The sequence below is a fragment of the Nocardia sp. NPDC059154 genome, assembly GCF_042755705.1.
Lineage (GTDB): Bacteria > Actinomycetota > Actinomycetes > Mycobacteriales > Mycobacteriaceae > Nocardia.
Window position 1 is genome coordinate 94,755 of the sequence record NZ_JBHZCS010000026.1, and the last position, 20,234, is coordinate 114,988.

Consider the following 20,234-nt stretch of genomic DNA (forward strand, 5'->3'; position numbering starts at 1 on the left):
CCGCGCCGCGGGTGAGAAATCGAACGATCGGTTGATCATTTCGGGCATGCGGGAGTAGGCATGACTTCATGAGTACTGCTACCGCCTACGCGGTCTCCGCCCCGGACGGGGCCTTCGAGAAAATCGCCATCGAGCGCCGCGAACTGGGCCCGTACGACGTGCTGATCGACGTCAAGTACGCGGGTATTTGCCACTCCGACATCCACACCGCCCGCAACGAGTGGCGCGGGACCGCCTACCCGTGCGTGCCCGGGCACGAGATCGCCGGCATCGTGGCCGCGGTGGGCTCCGAGGTGACCCGGCACCGGGTCGGCGATCGGGTCGGGGTGGGCTGCCTGGTCGGCTCCTGTGGACACTGCGACCCCTGTCTGGCCGGCGAACAGCAGTACTGCGAGAACGGGGCGGTCTGGACCTACAACAGCCCGGTGCCCGCCGAACAGCAGGCGGGCGGGCGCACCCTCGGCGGCTACGCCACGCAGATCGTGGTGACCGAGAGCTTCGTGCTGGCCATTCCGGAGGGCATCGGGCTGGATGTGGCCGCGCCGCTGCTGTGTGCGGGCATCACCCTGTTCTCGCCGCTGCGGCACTGGCACGCCGGGCCGGGCAAGCGGGTCGCCATCATCGGCATGGGCGGGCTCGGGCACATCGGCGTGAAGATCGCCGCGGCCATGGGCGCGGAGGTCACCGTGCTCAGCCACTCGCTGTCCAAGCAGGAGGACGGCCTGCGGTTCGGGGCGCACCACTACTACGCCACCGGTGACCGCGAGACCTTCAAGAAGCTGCGCGGATCCTTCGACCTCATCATCAACACCGTCTCCGCCGACCTGCCGATCGAGGACTACCTCAAACTGCTGCGGCTGGACGGCAGCCTGGTGGCGCTCGGGCTGCCCGAGCAGCCCTACAGCGTGCGGGCTTCCGCGCTGGCGGGCCTCCGCCGTTCGCTGTCCGGCTCGATGATCGGCGGCATTCCGCAGACCCAGGAGATGCTGGACTTCTGCGCAGAGCACGGCATCGGCGCGGAGATCGAGGTGATCGCCGCCGACCGCATCGACGAGGCCTACGAGCGGGTGATCGCCTCCGACGTGCGCTACCGCTTCGTGATCGACGCCGCCACCATGTGAGGCCGCGGGGGTGGGGTTGTTGTTTCCCCCCCCCCTTCCCCCCCCCCCCGCTTCGCTGTTCGCCGTCCTGGTCAGCGCAGCCGGTGCAGGACCTCCGGCAGTTCGGCGGAATGCACGACCGCCAGGCGCTGGGTGGCGCGGGTGAGCGCCACGTACAGGTCGTTGAGGCCACGCGGCGATTCGTCCAGGATCCGGTGCGGTTCGGCCAGGATGACCGCGTCGAACTCCAGGCCCTTCACGTCGTGGACGGTGAGCACGCGCACCGAATCATCGGTCAGGTGAGCGAGTTCCGGGGCGAGGTCGTGCGGCGCGATGACCACGGTGGTGCCGGGATGCTCGGCCTCCGCGGCGATCAGCCGCTTGATCTCGTCGGCCAACTCGGAGGCCGCCACCCGGGTCGCGGTGGGCTCGAAGCCGGAGTCGCGGACCGAGCGCGGCGCGGGCGCGGCCGGGTCGATGGCGGTCAGCACGTCCGCCGCCACCGCCATGATCTCCGACGGGGTGCGGTAGTTGACCGTCAGCTCGGTGAGCTTCCAGCGTTTGGCCACATAGGGTTCCAGCACCTGCTGCCACGACGAGGCGCCCGCCGGGTCGCCGGTCTGGGCCACGTCGCCGACGGCGGTGATCCAGCGATTCGGGATGCGGCGCATGACCATTCGCCACGCCATCGCCGAAAGCTCCTGCGCCTCATCCACGATGACGTGGCCGTAGGTCCAGGTGCGGTCGCCGGCGGCGCGTTCGGCGGTGGTCTGCCGGGTGCGCACCTGCTGGCGCTCGGCCAGCTGGGAGGCGTCGATGAGGTCGTAGGCCATGAGCAGCTCGGGATCCAGGTCGTCCTCGAGATCCTGGGGCGCGGAACCGGTGAGGATGTCGAGCGCGTCCTGGGCCTCGGCCAATTGGGCGCGCCAGCGGCGGCGGGAGCGCTCGCGCTCCTCGCTGTCGTCGATGCCGAGCAGTTCGGCCAGCTCGTCCAGCAGGGGCGCGTCCGCGTCGCTGAACTCGCCGCTGTCGGACCGGTACAGCTCGGCCCGGTCGGCGTGGCTCAGCTGCCCGGCGGCATCGGCCAGGCGCTTGGGGTCGGCCCACAGCCCGCCCAGCACCTCCTGGGGGGTGAGGATGGGCCAGAGTCCGGCGATGGCGCGCTGGATCTCGGGATCGGCCCGCATCTCGTCGCGGATCTCGGTGAGATCGGTCTGGCTCAACAGGTTTCGCCCGCCCAGCGGGTTCGAGCCGATGGCGGCGGCCAGCTGATCGGTGAGAGCGTCGACGACGGCGGCGGCGAAGACGGGCCGGGCCAGGTTGTGCGGGCGGCGCGAGGAGCGGGCGCGGCCGCGGGCCTTGGTGGCGATCTTGCGGTCCAGCTCCAGCTGGTGGCCGTCGAAGTAGAGCTGGATCGGCTCCCGGGGCACTCCCTGCCGGTCCCGCACCCCCTTCTTGAGCACCTCGAGCATGTCGAGCGAGCCCTTGAGCTCCCCGGCGCGCAGCGAATCCTCCAGTGTCGCTTGCACTCCCGGGTACAGGTTGCCGACGGTGGACAGCAGCACGCCGGTCTCACCCAGCGAGGGCAGCACCTGGCCGATGTAGTCCAGGAACGTCGAGTTCGGGCCGATGATGAGCACGCCGGCCTTGTCCAGCTGCTGCCGGTAGGTGTACAGCAGGTAGGCCGTGCGGTGCAGTGCCACCGCGGTCTTGCCGGTGCCCGGCCCGCCCTGCACCACCAGCACGCTCTTGTGCTCGGAGCGGATGATGGCGTCCTGCTCGCTCTGAATGGTCTCGACGATGTCGTTCATGTGCCCGGTGCGGGCGGCATTGAGCGCGGCCAGCAGCGCGCTCTCGCTGCCCACGCCGCCGTCGCCGCCGGCCACCCCGGCGCGCTGCGCGGCATCCAGGTCCAGGTACTCGTCGTTGACCCCGGTGACCGTGCGGTTGCGCGAGCGGATGTGCCGCCGCCGGGTCACGCCGTCGGGCGCGGCGGTGGTGGCGAGGTAGAAGGGCCGGGCCATGGGAGCGCGCCAATCCAGCAGCAGCGTCTCGTAGTCGGCGCTCTCGTCGAGGATGCCGATGCGCCCGATGTAGCGGTGCTCACTGTCACCGTTCTCGGCGATGTCGATGCGGCCGAAGCACAGGCCGTGTTCGGCCGCGTCGTACTTGGCGAGGTCCTCGGAGTAGAGCTGGGTGAACGACTCGCGCTCACTACGGGCCTGCGGCGTGCCGCCGGTCTCCAGCAGCACGGTGCGCAGCCGCCGCTGGGCGTAGGCGCGCATGCCGTCGAGCTGTTCGTAGAGCTTCGTGAGGTACTGCTGCTCGCGCTCCAGGTCCGGGGAAGCCGCGTTAGCGGAATCGGACACGGAACGCTCCTCGGTGAGGTCGGGCAAAACGGAACTCCTTGTTCACCACGTCCGCCGTGTTGGGTACGGGGCGCGAAGCATCGAGAACAGAGTTGTCGAGTCTAGTTCGCGATTCCCTCGCGCGCCGTACCGCCAGGTAACAGGCCCCGAAACTGCAAGGTTCAGGAGGCGTGGGTGCTGTCGCTGCGGCGTCCGAGGGTTCCGTTCTGATGGTTGGGTGGCTTGGCCCGGTACATGGCCACGTCGGCATCGTGCAGGACGGCCTCCGGGGTGCGATTGTCGCCCGCGCACAGGTCCGTCACCCCGATCGAGGCGTCGACCTGGATGCGGTGCCCGCGCGCGATGATCGGCTCGGCCATGGTCTGGCGCAGCCGCGCGATGAGCGTGTCGATATCGTCGCCCAGGGTGCGGCCGGACAGCAGCACCAGGAATTCGTCACCGCCGATCCGGCCCACGATGTCCTCGGAGCGCAGCCCGCGCTGCAGCCGCTGCGCCACGATCTGCAGCACGGTATCGCCGATGGCGTGCCCGAGGGTGTCGTTGATGGCCTTGAACCCGTCCAGGTCGATGAACAGCACGCTGGACACCGGCAGGGTCTCGGTGGTGCCCAGCGCCGCCGCCAGCCGCGACAGCACCAGCGCCCGATTGGCCAGCCCGGTGAGCGGGTCGTGGGTGGCCTGGTACTCCAATTGGCTTCGGCTGGCGCGGAATTCGGTGATGTCGTTGAACGACGACACCGCCGCCGACTCCGGATCGCTCGGATCGAGCAGCCGGCTGTTGGCCGAGAGCCAGCGCCGCTGCCCGTCGGGCCGGTCGAGCCCGAACACGAAGCGGGTCACCGTCTCTCCGGTGGCGAGGGTGCGGATCACCGGATACCAGGACGTGGGCATGGGCTGGGCATTGGCGTCCAGCAGGGACAGCGGAATGTCGTAGATGTGAGTGCCGACGAGATCGTCGGAGTCGTAGCCGAAGATGCGTCGTGCGGCCGGATTGGCGGATTCGATGCGCCCGTGCCGGTCGATCACCACCACCCCCTCCTCCAGTTGCGACACCACCGTGGTGAAGAACTGTTCGGCGCGCTGCTGGGCGGCCTCGGCGCGGCGCTGCGCGGTGAGATCGTGCACCACCACCTGGTAGGCGAGGTGTTCGTGCCAGGCGGTGAGCACCGACACGGTCTCCACGTCGACGCTGCCGCCGTCGCATCGCATCAGCGTCATCTCGGCGGGGTCCGACGCGGTGCCCGCGATGGTGAGGCGGCGGATGCGGTCGAGCATGGGAGAGACGGAACTTCGTTCGACGAAATTGGTGACCGGTTGCCCGATCACGTCGTCCGGATCCGCGGCCGCCAGCAGCCGCAGCATTGCCGGGTTGGCGTAGACGACGGTGCCACGCTCGTGGACCACGACCCCGTCAGGGCTGTAATCCACCAGGGACCGGTATCGCTGGGCCAGCTGTTCGGCATCGGCCGAGTCATTTGCCCGATCGTTACCCATCACGTCATGCACCCCCTGATCGTCGTTCCGACACGTCACTGGCGCACGGCACCATTCTGTTATCTATAAATTCGCTGGTGCCCCTTGCCGACCGTATTGAATGACTTACAGTTCCGCACAGCATCGGCCCGCGAGTGGTGATCATTACGGGCAACGGTCCGAGAGGAGCGATGCAAATGCCTGGCACCATCCCCGTCCCGATGACCGCAGGTCGGCATCAAGATCATATGACCCTGGCCGGCATCGGCGCTGTCACCGGGTACGGCTGGGGCCGCGAAACCCTCTGGAAAGGTTTGCTGACCGGCAAACCCGCAGCCCGGCTCTTTCCAGGGTACGGGCCCGAACGCGATCGGCAGGGGTGGATCGCCCGCGTGCCGGACGGCGGCGATCCGGAGCTACCGCCCAGCCGCTACCTACGCGCGGTCATCGGCTCGGCGCGCGAGGCGGTGGCCGATGCGCGCGAACGCGGCTGGCAGCCCGGCCGGACGGTCGGCCTGCTGCACGCCATCGTGCTCGGAGACGCCTACGAGTGGCGGGACTTCTACACCATCGACGGCGGGCAGCGGCGTTCGCGCGACTATCTGCGATTACTTCCGTCGACCCCGGTGTCGATGCTGATGAGCGAGTTCGGGTTTCACGGCCCGGCCATGAACGTGACCGCCGCCTGCTCCTCGGCGAACGTGGCCCTGGTCACCGCGCAGCTGTGGCTGGCCCAGGGCATCGCCGACGACGTGCTGGTGGTCGCGACCGACCTGTCCGGGATTCCGGAGATGGTGCAGCCGTTCGTGGTACTGGGCGCGGCGGTGGACGACACCGACCCCCTCGACGCCTGCCGCCCCTTCCAGCAGGGCAGTCGCGGCTTCGGTTTCGGCGAGGCCTCGGTCGCGTTCCTGGCGACACGTGACGCCGAGCGGCCCTATGCGGCGATGCTCGGCGGGGCCATGTCCAACGACGGTCACCACGTGATCTCCGTCGAGCCGTCCTACTCCCAGATCTTCGAGTGCGTGCGCCGCGCCCTGGTCGGCGCCGATGTCCGTCCCGACGAGGTCGCGTACCTCAATTCGCACGGTTCCGGCACCGCCCAGTGCGACGCCGCCGAAACCGCGCTGCTGGCGGGGCTTTTCGACGATCGCCCGGCGGTGGTGGCGCTCAAGCCGCTGGCCGGGCACTGCCAGGCCGCCTCGGCCGGGGTCGAAGTGGCCGTCGCGGCACTGGGTTACGAGCGCGGGCTGCTGGTATCCGCCCCGATCGTGGCGCCCGCGCATCCCAATCTGGTCGACGGCGTCCGGCGCGGTGTCGACGGCATCACGGTGAAGACCGCGCTGGGCATGGGCGGCAACAACTCCGCGGTGGTGCTCGGCCCGGTCGGCTGACGAGACCCGAGATCTCAGCGGGTCGATAACGCTCGATCGCGGCGAGTCAATGCAGCTCGATCTCAGCGAGTCAATGCAGTGGCACCGACCAGTGCAGTTTCGTGCCGGTGCCGTCGCCGCTGGGATCGCGCCGCGGATACACCGCCAGGCTGCCGCCGGACTGTTCGGCGCGCCGGGCCAGATTGGTCAGGCCGCTGGGGGTGATGTCGTCCGGAATGCCGCGGCCGTTGTCGGAGATCACGATGGTGAGATCGTCGGCCACGCCGATGTCGATGGTGATGGTGTCGGCCCCGGAATGCCGGACTGCGTTCGAGACCGCCTCGCGCACCACGGCTTCCGCGTGATCGGCGAGCGCCGGCTCGACCACCGACAGCGGTCCGGTGATGTGCATGAGCGCCCGGACGTCGGTGGCGGTGGTCTGCTGTTTGACCGCGCGTTCGATGCGCTGGCGCAGCCGGGTGCTGTGCCCGTCGCCGCCGTGCAGATCGAAGATGGAGGTGCGGATCTCCTCCACCACGTCCTGCAGATCGTTGATGGCGTCGGCCAGCCGTTTCTGCACCTCGGGTACTCGGGCGCGCGGCACGGTGCCCTGCAGGTAGAGACCGATGGCGAACAGCCGCTGGATGACGTGGTCGTGCAGGTCGCGGGCGATCCGGTCGCGGTCGGTGAGGATGTCGAGTTCGCGCATGCGGCGCTGCGCCACCGCCAGTTGCATGGCCAGCGCGGCCTGATCGGTGAAGGCGGCGATCAGCTCCACCAATTCGTCTGTGTAGGGCGCGGATTCGGCGGCGCGCAGCGTGATCAGCACGCCCAGGGTGGAGTCCGGGGTGTGCAGCGGCAGCACCAGGGCTGGGCCGATATCGGCGATGGGCGTGCCCAGGTCGATGTGGCGGGCGTCGTCGAAGCGCAGCGGGGTGCGGGTGGTGAGGGCCTGCCCGACGGCGGTGGCCACCGTGCGCACCGCGTGTCCGGCCGGCGGCTCGTCGGGGCCGGACCATTGCGCCACAACGAGTTCGGCGACATCCTCGGGCGCGTCGTCGGGATCGGCGACCACGGCCAGCAGCGCCTGCTGCGAGGCGGTCAGCTCGCGGGCGTGCTCGACCACGTGGGCCAGCACCTTGCTGGGTTCGGTGTCGGCCAGGAATTCGGTGGCGATATCGCGGGTGGCCTCGATCCAGGCCTGCCGGGTGCGGGCCTGCTCGTAGAGGCGGGCATTGTCGACGGCGATACCGGCCGCGGCGGCCAGCGCCTGCAGCAGCACCTCGTCGTCCTCGGTGAAGGGGTGCCCGCCGGATTTCTCGGTGAGGTACAGGTTTCCGAAGATCTCGCCGCGGATCCGCACCGGCATGCCGAGGAAGGTGCGCATGACCGGATGGTGCTCGGGGAATCCGGTCGCGGCGGGGTGGCGCGCGAGATCGTCCAGGCGCAGCGGTTCGGGCTTGTCGAGCATGAGGCCGAGCACGCCGTGGCCCTCGGGCAGTGCGCCGATCCGCACCCGGGTCTGCTCGTCGATGCCGTGGAAGATGAACTGGCTGAGCTGTTGTTCGTGCCCGCGCACCGCCAGCGCCCCGAAGCGGGCGTCGACCAGGATGGTGGCGGCGCGCACGATCGTGCTCAGGGTCTGGTCCAGATCGAGGCCGGAGGTGACCGCGAGCATGGCCTCGACCAGCCCGTCGATGCGGTCCCGGGCGTCGATGATCTGTTCGACCCGGTCTTTGACCTCGGTGAGCAATTCGCGTAATCGCAGCTGTGACAGCGTTTCACGCACCGAGTAGGGACCGGTGCGGGGTGTGTCGTGCATGGTTGTCCTGCGGTCCGGCGGATACGACACGGCAAGCGGAATTCTATGCGGGCCGAGGTTGCCGAGAGGCTGTCATGCCGAACGTGACTGTCCCGTACGCAATTTCGAGGCCAGCACGGCGGCCTGGGTGCGGCGTTCCATGCCGAGTTTGGCCAGCAGCCGGGACACGTAGTTCTTGACGGTCTTCTCCGCCAGGAACATCCGTTCCGCGATCTGCCGGTTGGTGAGGCCGTCGCCGAGCAGGTCCAGCAGCTTGCGCTCCTGATCGGTCAAACCGGCCAGCGGGCCGTCGAATTCGGTGCTGCGCCGCAGCCGCGCCATGAGCGCCGCGGCCGCGCGATTGTCCAGCAGCGAACGGCCCGCGCCCACCTCCTTGATGGCCTTGGCCAGCTCCATGCCCTTGATGTCCTTGACCACGTAGCCGCTGGCGCCGGCCAGGATGGCGTCCATCATGGCCTGTTCGTCGGTGTAGGAGGTGAGGATCAGGCAGCGCAGGTCGTCGATGTCGGCGAGCAGGTCGCGGCACAGTTCGATGCCGTTGCCGTCGGGCAGACGGACGTCCAGCACCGCCACGTCGGGGCGCAGCGCCGGGATCCGGGCCAGCGCCTGGGCGACGTCACCCGCCTCGCCGACGACGGTCAGTTCGGGATCCTCCTCCAGCAGGTCGGTCAGACCGCGGCGGACGATCTCGTGATCGTCGACCAGGAAGACTTTGATCACGACGGCCTCCAAGCTCGGGTCGCGGGCGCGCGAAATGGTAGTGGCAAACGTATCTCGCGGGAAGACGCCCGGATACCGCCGAAGGTCCCTAATTTCCGGTGCCCGAACCATCCGGAAATTTGTCCGGTTATTTTTGTCGGAGAATTTTCCCCGAAAGTGGTCTGGTTCGGGACTTTCGGCACTGTCGAGGGTGACCTGGGTGTGTTGCCATGGAGACGGGTTGCCGGGTCGGAACAGGGAGAGCGGGGTCGGCTATGGGCGCATTCGATGTGTGGTCGAGTGGAATCGATCCGGATTTCGTGGTGACCACGCACGGGCCCGTCCCGTCGGGGGAGGTGACCCGGGTGGTGCGCGGATTGGGCAGGATCCTGCGCCGGCACGGGGTCGCGGGGCCGGTGCGGGCACGCCTGCGCTGGCCCGACGCCGAGGACGAGACGACGCTGGTGCAGGCGGGTGTCCGGACGCTGGGGAAGGCATTCCGGGTGCAGGTCGCCGGGCCGGGGCGGTTCGCGTCCACCTTCGCGCTGGAGCGGCTGGATCTGCGGCTGGGCTGCCCGCCGGACGAATTGTCCCGGCCCTGGCCGGATCCCGCGCGGCCGTCGCTGTCCGCGGTGACCGAGCCACGACCGATCGTGCGGCGCAAGGATTGTCGACTACAGGTGGCCACACCCGCCGCGGCGGCGCGGGTGCTGGATGCCATGGATTACGACGCGCACCTGTTCATCGATGCCGAGACCGGATCCGAGGCGGTGGTCTGCTGGACTGGTCCGCTCGGGGTGCGGACCCTGGGCCGGATGCGCGACGGCGTGCCGGTCCTGCTCGAAGACGACGCGGTGGCCCGGCTGTGCCTGGGCGGGCTGCCCTATCTGTTCTTCACCGATGCCGATACGCGCCGCGGCCGGCTGCTGTATCGGCGCTTCGACGGCGATCTCGCGCTGGTCACCGCGGTCGGCACCGGGGACCGCTCGCGCGATCGGGACCGGGATCGGGTCCTGCAGCCGCGGGCGATCGCGAGCTGCGTGCGGCGCGTGCTGCCCGCATCCTTGCCCGAGGTGCCGACTGATTTCGTGAGTCGAGGGTAACTCGCCGGGTACGTCCAGAATCTGTTCGGCACCCAACCGCCGGCACGGGTTGCCAACGCCGACGGCTCTCAGCCGTCCGCTAAAGGCGCGGAGAGGCGGGCAGTGACCAGCGTTTCAGCACGCGTAACCAAACTTGTCGGTGGGTGCCCCTAGCATGGCGTCGGGGGTATGTCTGGATGCTGAAACGTTGGAAGGATGGCCAGTGGCGGATCGCCTGACGGTGCGCGGAGCGCGGGAGCACAACCTCAAAGGGGTCGACCTGGACCTACCTCGCGACAGTCTCATCGTTTTCACTGGTCTGTCCGGGTCCGGAAAGTCCTCGCTCGCCTTCGACACGATTTTCGCCGAGGGCCAGCGGCGGTACGTGGAATCACTGTCGGCGTACGCGCGGCAGTTCCTCGGCCAGATGGACAAGCCGGATGTGGATTTCATCGAGGGCCTGTCCCCGGCGGTGTCCATCGACCAGAAGTCGACCAACCGCAATCCGCGGTCCACGGTCGGCACCATCACCGAGGTCTACGACTATCTGCGTCTGCTGTTCGCGCGCGCGGGCACCCCACACTGCCCGGTCTGTGGTCATCTGATCGCCAAGCAGACCCCGCAGCAGATCGTGGATCAGGTGCTGGCCATGGAGGAGGGCACCAAGTTCCAGGTGCTCGCGCCCGTGGTGCGCACCCGCAAGGGCGAATTCGTGGACCTGTTCGAGTCGCTGAACTCGCAGGGCTACTCGCGAGTCCGGGTCGACGGCGTGGTGCATCCGCTGACCGATCCGCCGAAGCTGAAGAAGCAGGAGAAGCACGATGTCGAGGTGGTCGTGGACCGCCTCGCCGTGAAGCCGAGTTCCAAACAGCGCCTGACCGATTCGATCGAGACGGCGCTGCGGCTGGCCGACGGCATCGTGGTGCTGGACTTCGTGGATCGCGACGAGCACGCCCACGATCGGGAGCGGCGCTTCTCCGAGCGGCTGGCCTGCCCGAACGGGCACCCGCTCGATATCGAGGATCTGGAACCGCGGTCGTTCTCCTTCAACTCGCCCTACGGCGCCTGCCCGGATTGCACGGGTCTGGGTATCCGCAAGGAGGTCGATCCGGATCTGGTTGTGCCGGACCCGGATCTGAGCCTCAATGACGGCGCGATCGCGCCCTGGTCGCGCGGCCAGACCGCCGAATACTTCACCCGCCTGCTGTCGGGCCTGGCCGAGGCGATCGGCTTCTCCATGGACACGCCGTGGAATCAGTTGCCGCTCAAGGCCCGCAAGGCGGTGCTGGAGGGCAGCTCCGAGCAGGTGCACGTCTCCTACACCAACCGCTACGGTCGCAAGCGTTCGTACTACGCCGATTTCGAGGGCGTGATGCCGTTCCTGCAGCGGCGCATGGACGCCACCGAATCCGAGGCGATGAAGGAGCACTACGACGGGTACATGCGGGACATCCCGTGCCCCGTCTGCAACGGCGCGCGACTGCGGCCGGAGATTCTGGCGGTCACGCTGTCGGCGGGCCCGGAGCGCAAATCCATTGCGGACCTGTCGGATCTGTCCATCGGTGACGCCGCGAAGTTCCTGAACACCCTGACCCTCGATGATCGCCAGGCGGCGATCGCGGCGCAGGTGATCAAGGAGATCCAGGCGCGCCTGGGGTTCCTGCTGGATGTCGGTCTGCAGTACCTGACACTCTCGCGCGCCGCGGCCACGCTGTCCGGCGGTGAGGCGCAGCGCATTCGCCTGGCCACCCAGATCGGGTCCGGTCTGGTGGGTGTGCTCTACGTGCTGGACGAACCGTCCATCGGCCTGCACCAGCGCGACAATCGCCGGCTCATCGAAACCCTCACGCGGCTGAAGAACCTCGGCAATACGCTCATCGTGGTCGAGCACGATGAGGACACCATTCACGCCTCGGACTGGGTGGTCGACATCGGCCCGCTGGCCGGTGAGCACGGCGGTCAGGTGGTGTACTCGGGTCCGTACGAGGGGCTGCTGAAGGACAAGGGATCGCTCACGGGCGCTTACCTTTCCGGCCGCGAGCAGATCGAGGTGCCGCTGGTGCGGCGACCCGTCGACAAGCGCAAGCAGCTCACGGTGGTCGGCGCGGTCGAGCACAACCTGCAGAACATCGACGTGAGTTTCCCGCTGGGCGTGCTGACTTCGATCACCGGTGTGTCGGGTTCGGGTAAGTCGACGCTGGTCAACGACATCCTGGCGACCGTGCTCCAGAACAAGCTGAACGGCGCTCGGCAGGTTCCGGGTCGCCACACCCGGGTCAACGGTCTCGATCACCTGGACAAGCTGGTGCAGGTCGACCAGTCGCCGATCGGTCGTACGCCGCGCTCGAATCCGGCTACGTACACGGGCGTTTTCGACAAGATCCGCACCCTGTTCGCGGCCACCACAGAGGCCAAGGTGCGTGGCTACCAGCCGGGCCGGTTCTCCTTCAACGTGAAGGGCGGCCGCTGCGAGGCATGCTCGGGCGACGGCACCCTGAAGATCGAAATGAACTTCCTCCCGGACGTTTACGTCCCCTGCGAGGTCTGCCACGGTGCGCGCTACAACCGCGAGACCCTCGAGGTGCACTACAAGGGCAAGACCATCGCCGAGGTCCTCGATATGCCGATCGAGGAGGCTGCGGAGTTCTTCGAGCCGGTGACCTCCATCCACCGCTACCTGAAGACCCTGGTGGACGTCGGCCTCGGCTACGTCCGCCTCGGCCAGTCCGCCCCCACGCTCTCCGGCGGTGAGGCCCAGCGCGTGAAGCTGGCCGCCGAACTCCAGAAGCGCTCCACCGGCCGCACCATCTACATCCTCGACGAGCCCACCACCGGCCTGCACTTCGAGGACATCCGCAAGCTCCTGGCAGTCATCAACGGTTTGGTCGACAAAGGCAATACGGTCATCGTCATCGAGCACAATCTCGACGTCATCAAGACCTCCGACTGGGTCCTCGACATGGGCCCGGAGGGTGGCTCCGGCGGCGGCTTGGTCATCGCCCAGGGCACCCCGGAGGACATTTCCGAAGTCCCGGACAGCTACACCGGCCAGTTCCTGAAGCACGTCCTCGCCGCCCAGCCCGCCTCCCTCGCCGAACCCAGGCCGGCAAAGAAGGCAGCGAAGAAGGCTCCGGCCAAGAAGGCGGCCCCCAAGACCGACGCCCAGGCCACCGCCGCCAAGAAGGCAGCCGCCGCCCGCCGCAAAGCCGCCGCCCTCCGCTGACGCCGAGATCCCGACGGCCCCACCGCCTGACCCCGGCTATTGCGTCACCGTCGCGGCCGAAGTGGAGATCGACGACTGACCACAGACGACAGGCCCCGCACCGGAATCGGTGCGGGGCCTTCGTATTTCGTGCCTACTCGGCAGCCGCCAGGGGCGGGCTGAGTTCCTTGACCTCGGCGATGTGGCCGAAGTCGAGTTTCACGATCTGGTCGGCGCAGTCGAAGTAGCGGTCGTCGTGGGTGATCACGATGACGGTCTTGCCGCGTTCCTTGAGCTTCACCAGGATTTCCCGGTAGAAGACGTCGCGGAACTTCGGTTCCTGGTCCGCGGCCCACTCGTCGAACATGTAGATCGGGCGATCCTCGAGCAGAGCGGTCAAGAGCGCCAGGCGCTTTCGCTGACCCTGGGACAGCGCGATCGTCGACAGCCGGCCGTTCTCCACGGTGACCTTGTGGTCGATCTGGAGTTCCTTCAGGTACTTGCGGACCTCGTCGTCGACGCCTTCGTCGAAGCCCAGGTAGTCCTCGAACAGGTGGAAGTCGGTGAAGACCGCCGACGAGTTCTGCCGGAACCACTCGATGTTCTCGTGGTCGATCGCCTCGCCATTGAGCGACAGGTGGCCGTGCTGCGGGACGTACAGGCCCGTGATCAGTTTGGCCAGTGTCGATTTGCCGCTGCCGTTGCCGCCCACGATGAAGCTGATCTGACCGGGTGAGAAGGTCAGGTCCAGCGGTCCGAGATGGAAGCCGGACCCGTCGGCCTGCGGCGGCGCCATGGGCGCGCCCATCGGGACGGGGTGGCCGCCGTGGTCGACGAACCGGTGGCCGTTGACATCCGGCCGATCGGTGCCGCGCGGGCCGTGGCCGGGCGGCGGGCCGGCGGGCCGTCCGCCCGGATGCGGGCCGGGGCGTCCGCCCATGGGCGCACCGGGTGCGCCGGGCCGCCCACCGCCGCCCGGGTGCGGCCGCGCACCGCCACCCGGGTGGGCTCCGGTACCGGGCGGCGGACCACCCGGCACGGGCGGGAAGGCCGGCGGCGCTTCGCTCAGGTAGTTGTAGCTGACGTCGTTGAGTTCCAGCCGCGCTGCGGTGGCGGCGGGACGCTCGGTGTAGGGCAGCGTGGATTCGTCGTGCGCCGTCTGGATGGACAGATTCAGCGAGCGAATCTTGGCCAGTGCCACGTCACCGCGCAGCAGGTCGGGAATGCGGTGCATGAAATTCTGCATGGGCATCGAGAGGAACGTGGTGACCAGGACGTAACCGACCATGACGTTCTGCGGCAGGTCCAGGGCGCGCGCCAGGCCGAACAGGATCAGGGCCATGGTGCCCAGCTGCAGCAGCTGGCCGAAACCCTGGGCGAAGGTGAACTTGGAGCCGGCGTCGACGTTCTGCACCCGCAGCTGCTCGGCGGAGCCCAGCAGCTGCCGATCCATGAAGTCGCGCCGCCGCCCGCGGTGCAGCTTGAGCTCCTTGATGCCCAGCGACACCTCCTGGAAGGACCGCAGCAGGCCGTCCTCGTTCTCGCGGGCGGCCTGGTACAGGTGCCGCACCTTCTTGAGAACCGTTTCGACACAGGCGATTCCGAGCAGGGTGCCCGCGACGGTAGTGGCGAAGATCGGGCCGGACACGATCGCGAGGAACACGAAGCAGCCGATGATGGTCGCCAGATCGATGCAAATGCTCGGAATGGCCGTGACCGCCTGCGACAGTGACCGCACGTCCTCGGTCAGGGTCGCGATGAGGCGGTGCTGCCCGAGTCGCTCGAGGTGTTCGAGCGGCGCGGACACGATGCGGGCGCTCAGGTCCGCGCGCAGGCGGTAGATGGCCTCCTGCGCGAGCCGGATCAGCAGCACCTGCGAGATCACGCCGCTGATCAGGATGATCAGCGCGGTCGCGACGAACGCCTGGACCGTGACGCCCGGATGCGGTTCCGGTGACACCACTCCCCGAATCAATGTCACCAGGTAGGTATTGGCCGCACCGCAGACCAGACCGGAGGCGATGACGCCGGCGATCCGCATCCACGAGATGGAGATGAGGAATCTGATGAGTTGCATGGCTGCTGGGCTCTCTGGACGGAAACTATGCCCGGATCAGGGGCGGATGATGTCGAAGACGACACCCTCGAGGGTGACGCCGGGCGCGAACGAGAACGCCACCCCGGTCGAGATAGGCTGCGTGGCCTGCTGCGCGATCATCTGCTCGAGCACGAAGATCAGCGAGACGCTGAGCATGTTGCCGTACTCGGCGAGCACGTCCCAGCTGGTCGCCGCCTGCTCGGAGCCGAGGCCGAGCGAGCGCACGGACTCCTCGATGATCTTCGGGCCACCCGGGTGGATCGCCCACAGGTCGATGTCGGATTTGGTCATGCCATTGCGCGCCAGCACGCCGGTCACCACCGGGTCCACGCCGCGCAGAATGTACTGCGGCAGGTTCTCCGACAGCTCGCAGGTGATGCCATTGTCGTTGACGCCCAGGACGATTCCGTCCTCCGCGTCGTCGAACAGGTAGCTGAAGCTGTCGCGGATGACCACCGCGCCGGCCGGCAGCGGCTGGTGCGGCTGGCTGGCCCCGATGACCACCGCGCCGCAGCCGTCTCCGAAGAGGCTGTGGATGATGACATCGTTGATATTGTCGTCGAACACGGCGTTCACCGAGCTCAGTTCGATGCAGATGACCAGCGCCTTCTTGTCCGGGTGCGCCCGGACGTAGTCCACCGCGGCGCGCACCGAGTTCATGGCCGCGGCGCAGCCCATGAAGTTCACGATGACGCGGTTGACGGCGGGCGACAGGCCCAGCTGCTTGACCACGGCCACATCCACGCCGGGTGCGATGAAGCCGGTGCTGGTGGCGAAGACCAGCATGCCGATCTCCGACGCCCGGTCCTCCAGGTGCGCGGTGGCGCGTCCGGCCACATCCACGGCCAGCGGCACCGCGTGCTCGTAGAAGGTGTTCATGCGGTCCCGGATGGTGCCGACTTCCTTGCTGTAGGACAGGAATTCGGGGTCGATCGGGTCGACCGCGAGGTGGCGGGTGGTGATGCGGGTCTTCTGGTAGATCCGCGGAATCCGGGCCTGCTGCACCGGATCGCTGAACAGTCCGGCCACCTGGGCGGCGGCGTCGGCCTGCGAGAAGATCTGGCTCGGCGAACCGGTCGCGATGGATTCGATGACGCCGACGCTGGTCGGCGGGGTCGGCGGCAGCGGTGCGGGTGCGAAGCCCTCCCGGTGTAGGAAGGCCGAGCCGGGCTCGCCCCCCGCGAGCCGGGGCGCCGCCGTCGAGGGGCGGGCGCCCCCCTCATCGATGGTGATTGACACGAAATTCTCCCCTCGTTTCGATATGACGACCCGCGGTGCGGCCGGCGCATGTACGGACGCGCCGCGGTAGTGGAATCGGTTCAGACGGTTCCGATTCCGGTGAAGCCCTGAACCGTGTAGACGGCGCAGGTCTTCAGGGCAAGTGGTGAGAAGTGCTCCTTGACGAACCCCCACTTGCGCTCCACCGCGTCGTCGGACGGCGCGAGAATGTAGGTGCGGATCTGCTTGGGGAAGCGGTCGGTGAAGAAGCTCTTGGCCGGCAGCCACTCCACCCCGAACTTCGCGGACTCCTCGCGCAGCACGTCCTCGGTCGCGATGTTCGCGAATCCACTGCGCTGGTAGGGCAATACGTGATGCACCCGGTGCGAGCTCAGGCCCGCGGACAGGAAGCAGTCGACGTAGCGGTTGCCGACCACCTTGAGGTCGTAGGCCTGCTCGATCTGGTTGACGCCCCAGTCCTCGGAGTTCGACTCGATCTCCTCGGTCTCCAGTTCGAAGTCGTGGCTGGCCACCACCAGGAAGGTGGAGATCCACAGCGTGATCACGAATTGCAGTGCCCAGGCCCAGAAGTCGCCCATCACGGTGAAGACGATCAGCTCGCCCAGCAGCAGGAAGCGCACGCCGAAGGAACCGATGAAGTGCGGCAGCGCACCGCCCCAGGTGCCGTACATGTCCTTGATGCCCACCTTGCGGGTGAGGCGGCAGACGTCGAGCAGGCGGATGGTCATGCCGGTGATGGTGTGACCGAACTTGTGCAGGGTGTGGATCGGCACCCGGTACAGCCGCGGGACCCGCATCATCATGGTGAAGACGTTCTTCTTGATGTCGACTTCACTCTGGGTGTGCGGGTGGTGCAGCAGCGCGTGGCCGTCCGCGGTCACGAAAGCCAGTGCGACGTAATTGAAGTCGAAGGCATTCGTGTAGATCTTGTTCATGCCCTTCTGGGCGCGGTGGATGGCGTAGTGCCCGAAGCCGGCCAGCGAGCTGCGCAGCAGCACCATGGCGATCACGAACACCGGCAGCGGCATCCAGCTGCGCTCGAACAGCCGCAGGCCCTGCACCGCGAAGTACAGCACGGCCAGCGTGGCCACCACGATATTGAAGTAGGTGTCCATGCGCCGGATGCGGGCGGCCAGCTCGGGTTCCTTGAGCCGGGCCTTCACCTGGTGGAGCAGGTCGTCCTTGTTGTCGAAGCTGAACTTCGGGGTGTCGCGCCAGCTGTCGAAGCCCTCGTTGAAGAGGAAGGCGGGCGCGTTGGCCTTGGGGTGGATGTCCTCCGGCAGGGCGTCGCGATCCAGCGCATACTTCTTCAGGATGCGGCCGATGGCCTCCGGATTCTTGTGGTACGAACCGACGATCGAGGTGATGTCGCGATTCTTGGTCCGGCCGATGAAGAACTCGCCGCCCGGATGCTTGGAAATCCAGTCGCTGAGGTCGTAGGCTTTGCCGTTGTAGACCCAGACATTCGATACCGGCGGCGGGCCGTCCATCGGGGGCCGGCGGAACTCCCCTTCGGGCTCCTGGCGTTCGATCGTCGCTTCGGTTTCTGGGCGTTCGATCGTCGCTTCGGCCTCTGGTCGTTCGATCGTCATAGCATCCCTCCACACGCAGGCACGACGTTTGAACTATCAGACGAAATCGTCGCTGCTGCGCCTTGCATTTCACTGAACAATCTCTTAAGCGTGCAGCCGAGATAGCTGCGGACTAACCAGCTCGCGGAGCGAGCCGGAATTGGTTGTAAGCAATGGTATTTCGGACCGTGTGCCGAAATGCGAAAGCCGGTCCGGGGAGGGCGGACGACAGGCGTTGCCGCCGTTGCTTTTTCCCCGAACCGGCTCCGAACTCACATGACAGGGATGTGCGCGATCAGCTGCCGGGCTTGGTGACGTGGACCGGCTTCGCCCAGTCGGACAGGGTAACCGTGACGGTGCCCGTGTCCTTGGTGACCACGGCGCGCACCAGGTTGGGACCGGTGCCCGGCGAGGCGGCCGTGGACGGCAGCGTGGTGCCGGCGCCGCTCGGCGGAGCGACGTCCTTGATGTACAGGGTGATGGGGAAGGTGCCGCCGTCCTTGCCGATCTGCGGCACGACCGGGTCGAACACCGAGGCGTCGATGGTGCCGCTCACCTTCACGGTGTCGACGCCGTCGATCTTCTCGCGGCTCTCGGCCTTCGCGTTCTTCACCTGCGCAATGACATTGGCGAGGCCCTTGTCCTTGTCCAGGAGGACGCCCGGATCGTAGATCTTCTCGGCGGGGCCGACGGGGGAGTACTTGCTGCCGTCGCCGGTGTAGAGGGTCTTGTCGACGACCATGAACTTGGTGTCGGTGAAGTCGGCGTCCGGCTTGACCTTGACCTTGGCCTCACCGATGGCCTGACCCTGGCCCTGCGGCTGGTTGGTGACGTCGGCCTTGAGGCTCTCGACCGGGAGGGTCGGAAGGTTCTGGACATCCATGACCACGTGCACCGACTGCAGGGTCTGGGTGGTCTTGGCGGATTCGGCGACGATCTGCGCGCCGTCGGGCAGCTGCGACGGCGGGGCCGCCTGCGAGGTGGTGGCCTTGCTGTCCGAGCTGGAGGACGAGGAGCAGCCCGACACCAGCGCGGCGGCCGCGGCGGCGGCGATCATGATCGGAAGGACGCTGCGCCGGACGCGGCGTCCAGCGGTGCGCTTGCCTTGGGACATCAGTTCATTCATGTACAACCCCCGAAGATTCCGTTCGATCTCGTTGTGAGGACAGCCTTGCCGCTGCCCGTCGTAGTATGCAGGACTTCGCCCGCGTCCGTGTCGAACGAGGCGATACTCTGGCATCCAACCAGCACCACCTGCGTGACGCCAAAGTTTTAGATCATCCAGCCGCGCAGGCGATTACCCTGCAACCCAGTATTTCCCACGTGGCGGCGAGCGTTAACAGCGTCGTTGAGTCGGCAGCAAGCCGAGCGGCCGCGAATTTGCGCGCAGTTCTGTCGCTGGATATTAGCCAATTGATTCTTGAAATTTCAGCTGATCGTTGAAATTTCGGCGGAATCAGTGCTGTGCGGTCTCGTGGATCAGCTCGGCGAGTTCCTCCGGTTTCGACCACATCGGCCAGTGCCCGGTCGGCAGGTCCACGTACTCCGCATCGATGTTGCGCAGCTCCCGGAACAGCGGCGGCTCCCCGGCGTCGCGGAGCTGCTGGACCAGCTCGGAGGGGAAGCTGCAGCAGATCACGGTGGTCGGAACCTTCAGTCGCGCAGCCGAATCGCCGAGCGTCACCGGGCGGCCCGCCACGCCGGCCGGGACCGGCACCGCCCGCTCCCGGAAGCGGGCCAGCATCGCCTCGTCCAATCCGGCCAGGCTGTTCCCCATGGCCTCCACCTCGGCCCAGGTGTCCGGCAGCGGAAACTCCGCCGCGTCCCCCAGGGTCGGGTTGAGGACGAACCCCTGCGGCATGGGTGCACTGTCGGCGTACACGACGCGCGAAAACAGTTCCGGCGCCAGATCTGTCGCCATGTACGCGACCGCACCGGCGCCCGAATGGGCCACCAGCACATCGCCCTCGCGGCCGGCCGCGACGATCGCGCGCGCCTGTGTCTCCAGGGTTGCCGACAATCGCTCCGGATCCGCCGGATCCAGACCCGGCAGGGTCAGCGCCTCGACCTCGTCCCCGAGCGACCGCAACTGCCCGGCCACTTCCTCCCACGCCCATGCGCCCAGCCAGAAGCCGGGAACCAGCAGTATCCGTGCCATGTCCTGAGGATTGCACAGCCCGCCGACAGTCGAAACCCCATGTCTCCTG

14 protein-coding genes are annotated in these 20,234 nt (G+C 67.6%); 5 read left to right on the top strand and 9 right to left on the bottom strand.

Annotated features, from left to right (window positions below; all coding sequences use genetic code 11):
- Nucleotides 1-68: 68 nt before the first annotated feature.
- Nucleotides 69-1,121 carry an NAD(P)-dependent alcohol dehydrogenase gene (locus ACFXN1_RS23060; protein WP_379404190.1) on the top strand — a complete coding sequence of 351 codons (1,053 nt, stop codon included), beginning with the start codon at nt 69-71 and terminating at the stop codon, nt 1,119-1,121.
- A 71-nt stretch (nt 1,122-1,192) separates the two neighbouring features.
- On the opposite strand, the gene ACFXN1_RS23065 is transcribed toward ACFXN1_RS23060, so the two are convergent.
- Both ACFXN1_RS23065 and ACFXN1_RS23070 read right to left on the bottom strand, forming a co-directional pair.
- Nucleotides 1,193-3,469 (bottom strand): HelD family protein, encoded by a 2,277-nt coding sequence (locus ACFXN1_RS23065; protein WP_379444507.1) that lies wholly within the window; start codon nt 3,467-3,469, stop codon nt 1,193-1,195.
- A gap of 161 nt (nt 3,470-3,630) precedes the next feature.
- Entirely contained in the window at nt 3,631-4,962 is a 1,332-nt protein-coding gene (locus tag ACFXN1_RS23070) for a diguanylate cyclase domain-containing protein (protein ID WP_379444508.1), read from the bottom strand.
- Nucleotides 4,963-5,138: 176 nt separating this feature from the next.
- On the opposite strand from ACFXN1_RS23070, the gene ACFXN1_RS23075 reads away from it, so the two are divergent.
- A complete protein-coding gene (locus ACFXN1_RS23075; RefSeq protein WP_379444506.1) occupies nt 5,139-6,335 on the top strand; it encodes a beta-ketoacyl synthase N-terminal-like domain-containing protein in 1,197 nt (398 codons plus the stop codon).
- A gap of 70 nt (nt 6,336-6,405) precedes the next feature.
- Here ACFXN1_RS23075 and ACFXN1_RS23080 read toward each other — a convergent pair whose 3' ends face one another.
- Together ACFXN1_RS23080 and ACFXN1_RS23085 are read right to left on the bottom strand one after the other, a co-directional pair.
- Complete coding sequence (locus ACFXN1_RS23080) at nt 6,406-8,136, bottom strand: GAF domain-containing sensor histidine kinase (protein ID WP_379444505.1); 1,731 nt, start codon at nt 8,134-8,136, stop codon at nt 6,406-6,408.
- 72 nt (nt 8,137-8,208) lie between these two features.
- Nucleotides 8,209-8,856, bottom strand: a complete 648-nt coding sequence (locus tag ACFXN1_RS23085) for a response regulator transcription factor (RefSeq protein ID WP_354846173.1) — start codon at nt 8,854-8,856, stop codon at nt 8,209-8,211.
- A 254-nt stretch (nt 8,857-9,110) separates the two neighbouring features.
- On the opposite strand from ACFXN1_RS23085, the gene ACFXN1_RS23090 reads away from it, so the two are divergent.
- Together ACFXN1_RS23090 and uvrA are read left to right on the top strand one after the other, a co-directional pair.
- A complete protein-coding gene (locus tag ACFXN1_RS23090; RefSeq protein ID WP_379444503.1) occupies nt 9,111-9,938 on the top strand; it encodes a sigma 54 modulation/S30EA ribosomal C-terminal domain-containing protein in 828 nt (275 codons plus the stop codon).
- A gap of 202 nt (nt 9,939-10,140) precedes the next feature.
- The gene (gene uvrA / locus ACFXN1_RS23095) at nt 10,141-13,140 is read left to right on the top strand and encodes an excinuclease ABC subunit UvrA (RefSeq protein WP_379444502.1); all 3,000 of its coding nucleotides are present in this window, start codon (nt 10,141-10,143) and stop codon (nt 13,138-13,140) included.
- Between the two features lie 133 nt (nt 13,141-13,273).
- Here the strand turns inward: uvrA and ACFXN1_RS23100 are convergent, their stop codons facing one another.
- The 4 genes from ACFXN1_RS23100 to ACFXN1_RS23115 all read right to left on the bottom strand — a co-directional run bounded on the left by ACFXN1_RS23100 (nt 13,274) and on the right by ACFXN1_RS23115 (nt 19,153).
- Nucleotides 13,274-15,196, bottom strand: a complete 1,923-nt coding sequence (locus ACFXN1_RS23100) for an ATP-binding cassette domain-containing protein (protein WP_379444500.1) — start codon at nt 15,194-15,196, stop codon at nt 13,274-13,276.
- 36 nt (nt 15,197-15,232) lie between these two features.
- Nucleotides 15,233-16,456 carry a type III polyketide synthase gene (locus ACFXN1_RS23105; protein WP_379444499.1) on the bottom strand — a complete coding sequence of 408 codons (1,224 nt, stop codon included), beginning with the start codon at nt 16,454-16,456 and terminating at the stop codon, nt 15,233-15,235.
- 80 nt (nt 16,457-16,536) lie between these two features.
- Nucleotides 16,537-17,946: a fatty acid desaturase gene (locus ACFXN1_RS23110; protein ID WP_379402204.1), complete on the bottom strand. Its 1,410-nt coding sequence runs from the start codon at nt 17,944-17,946 to the stop codon at nt 16,537-16,539.
- A 376-nt stretch (nt 17,947-18,322) separates the two neighbouring features.
- Nucleotides 18,323-19,153 (bottom strand): LppX_LprAFG lipoprotein, encoded by an 831-nt coding sequence (locus tag ACFXN1_RS23115; RefSeq protein WP_379389519.1) that lies wholly within the window; start codon nt 19,151-19,153, stop codon nt 18,323-18,325.
- A 65-nt stretch (nt 19,154-19,218) separates the two neighbouring features.
- On the opposite strand from ACFXN1_RS23115, the gene ACFXN1_RS23120 reads away from it, so the two are divergent.
- The gene (locus tag ACFXN1_RS23120) at nt 19,219-19,470 is read left to right on the top strand and encodes a hypothetical protein (protein WP_379444498.1); all 252 of its coding nucleotides are present in this window, start codon (nt 19,219-19,221) and stop codon (nt 19,468-19,470) included.
- 13 nt (nt 19,471-19,483) lie between these two features.
- Here the strand turns inward: ACFXN1_RS23120 and ACFXN1_RS23125 are convergent, their stop codons facing one another.
- The gene (locus ACFXN1_RS23125) at nt 19,484-20,185 is read right to left on the bottom strand and encodes an alpha/beta fold hydrolase (protein ID WP_379444497.1); all 702 of its coding nucleotides are present in this window, start codon (nt 20,183-20,185) and stop codon (nt 19,484-19,486) included.
- Nucleotides 20,186-20,234 lie beyond the last annotated feature (49 nt).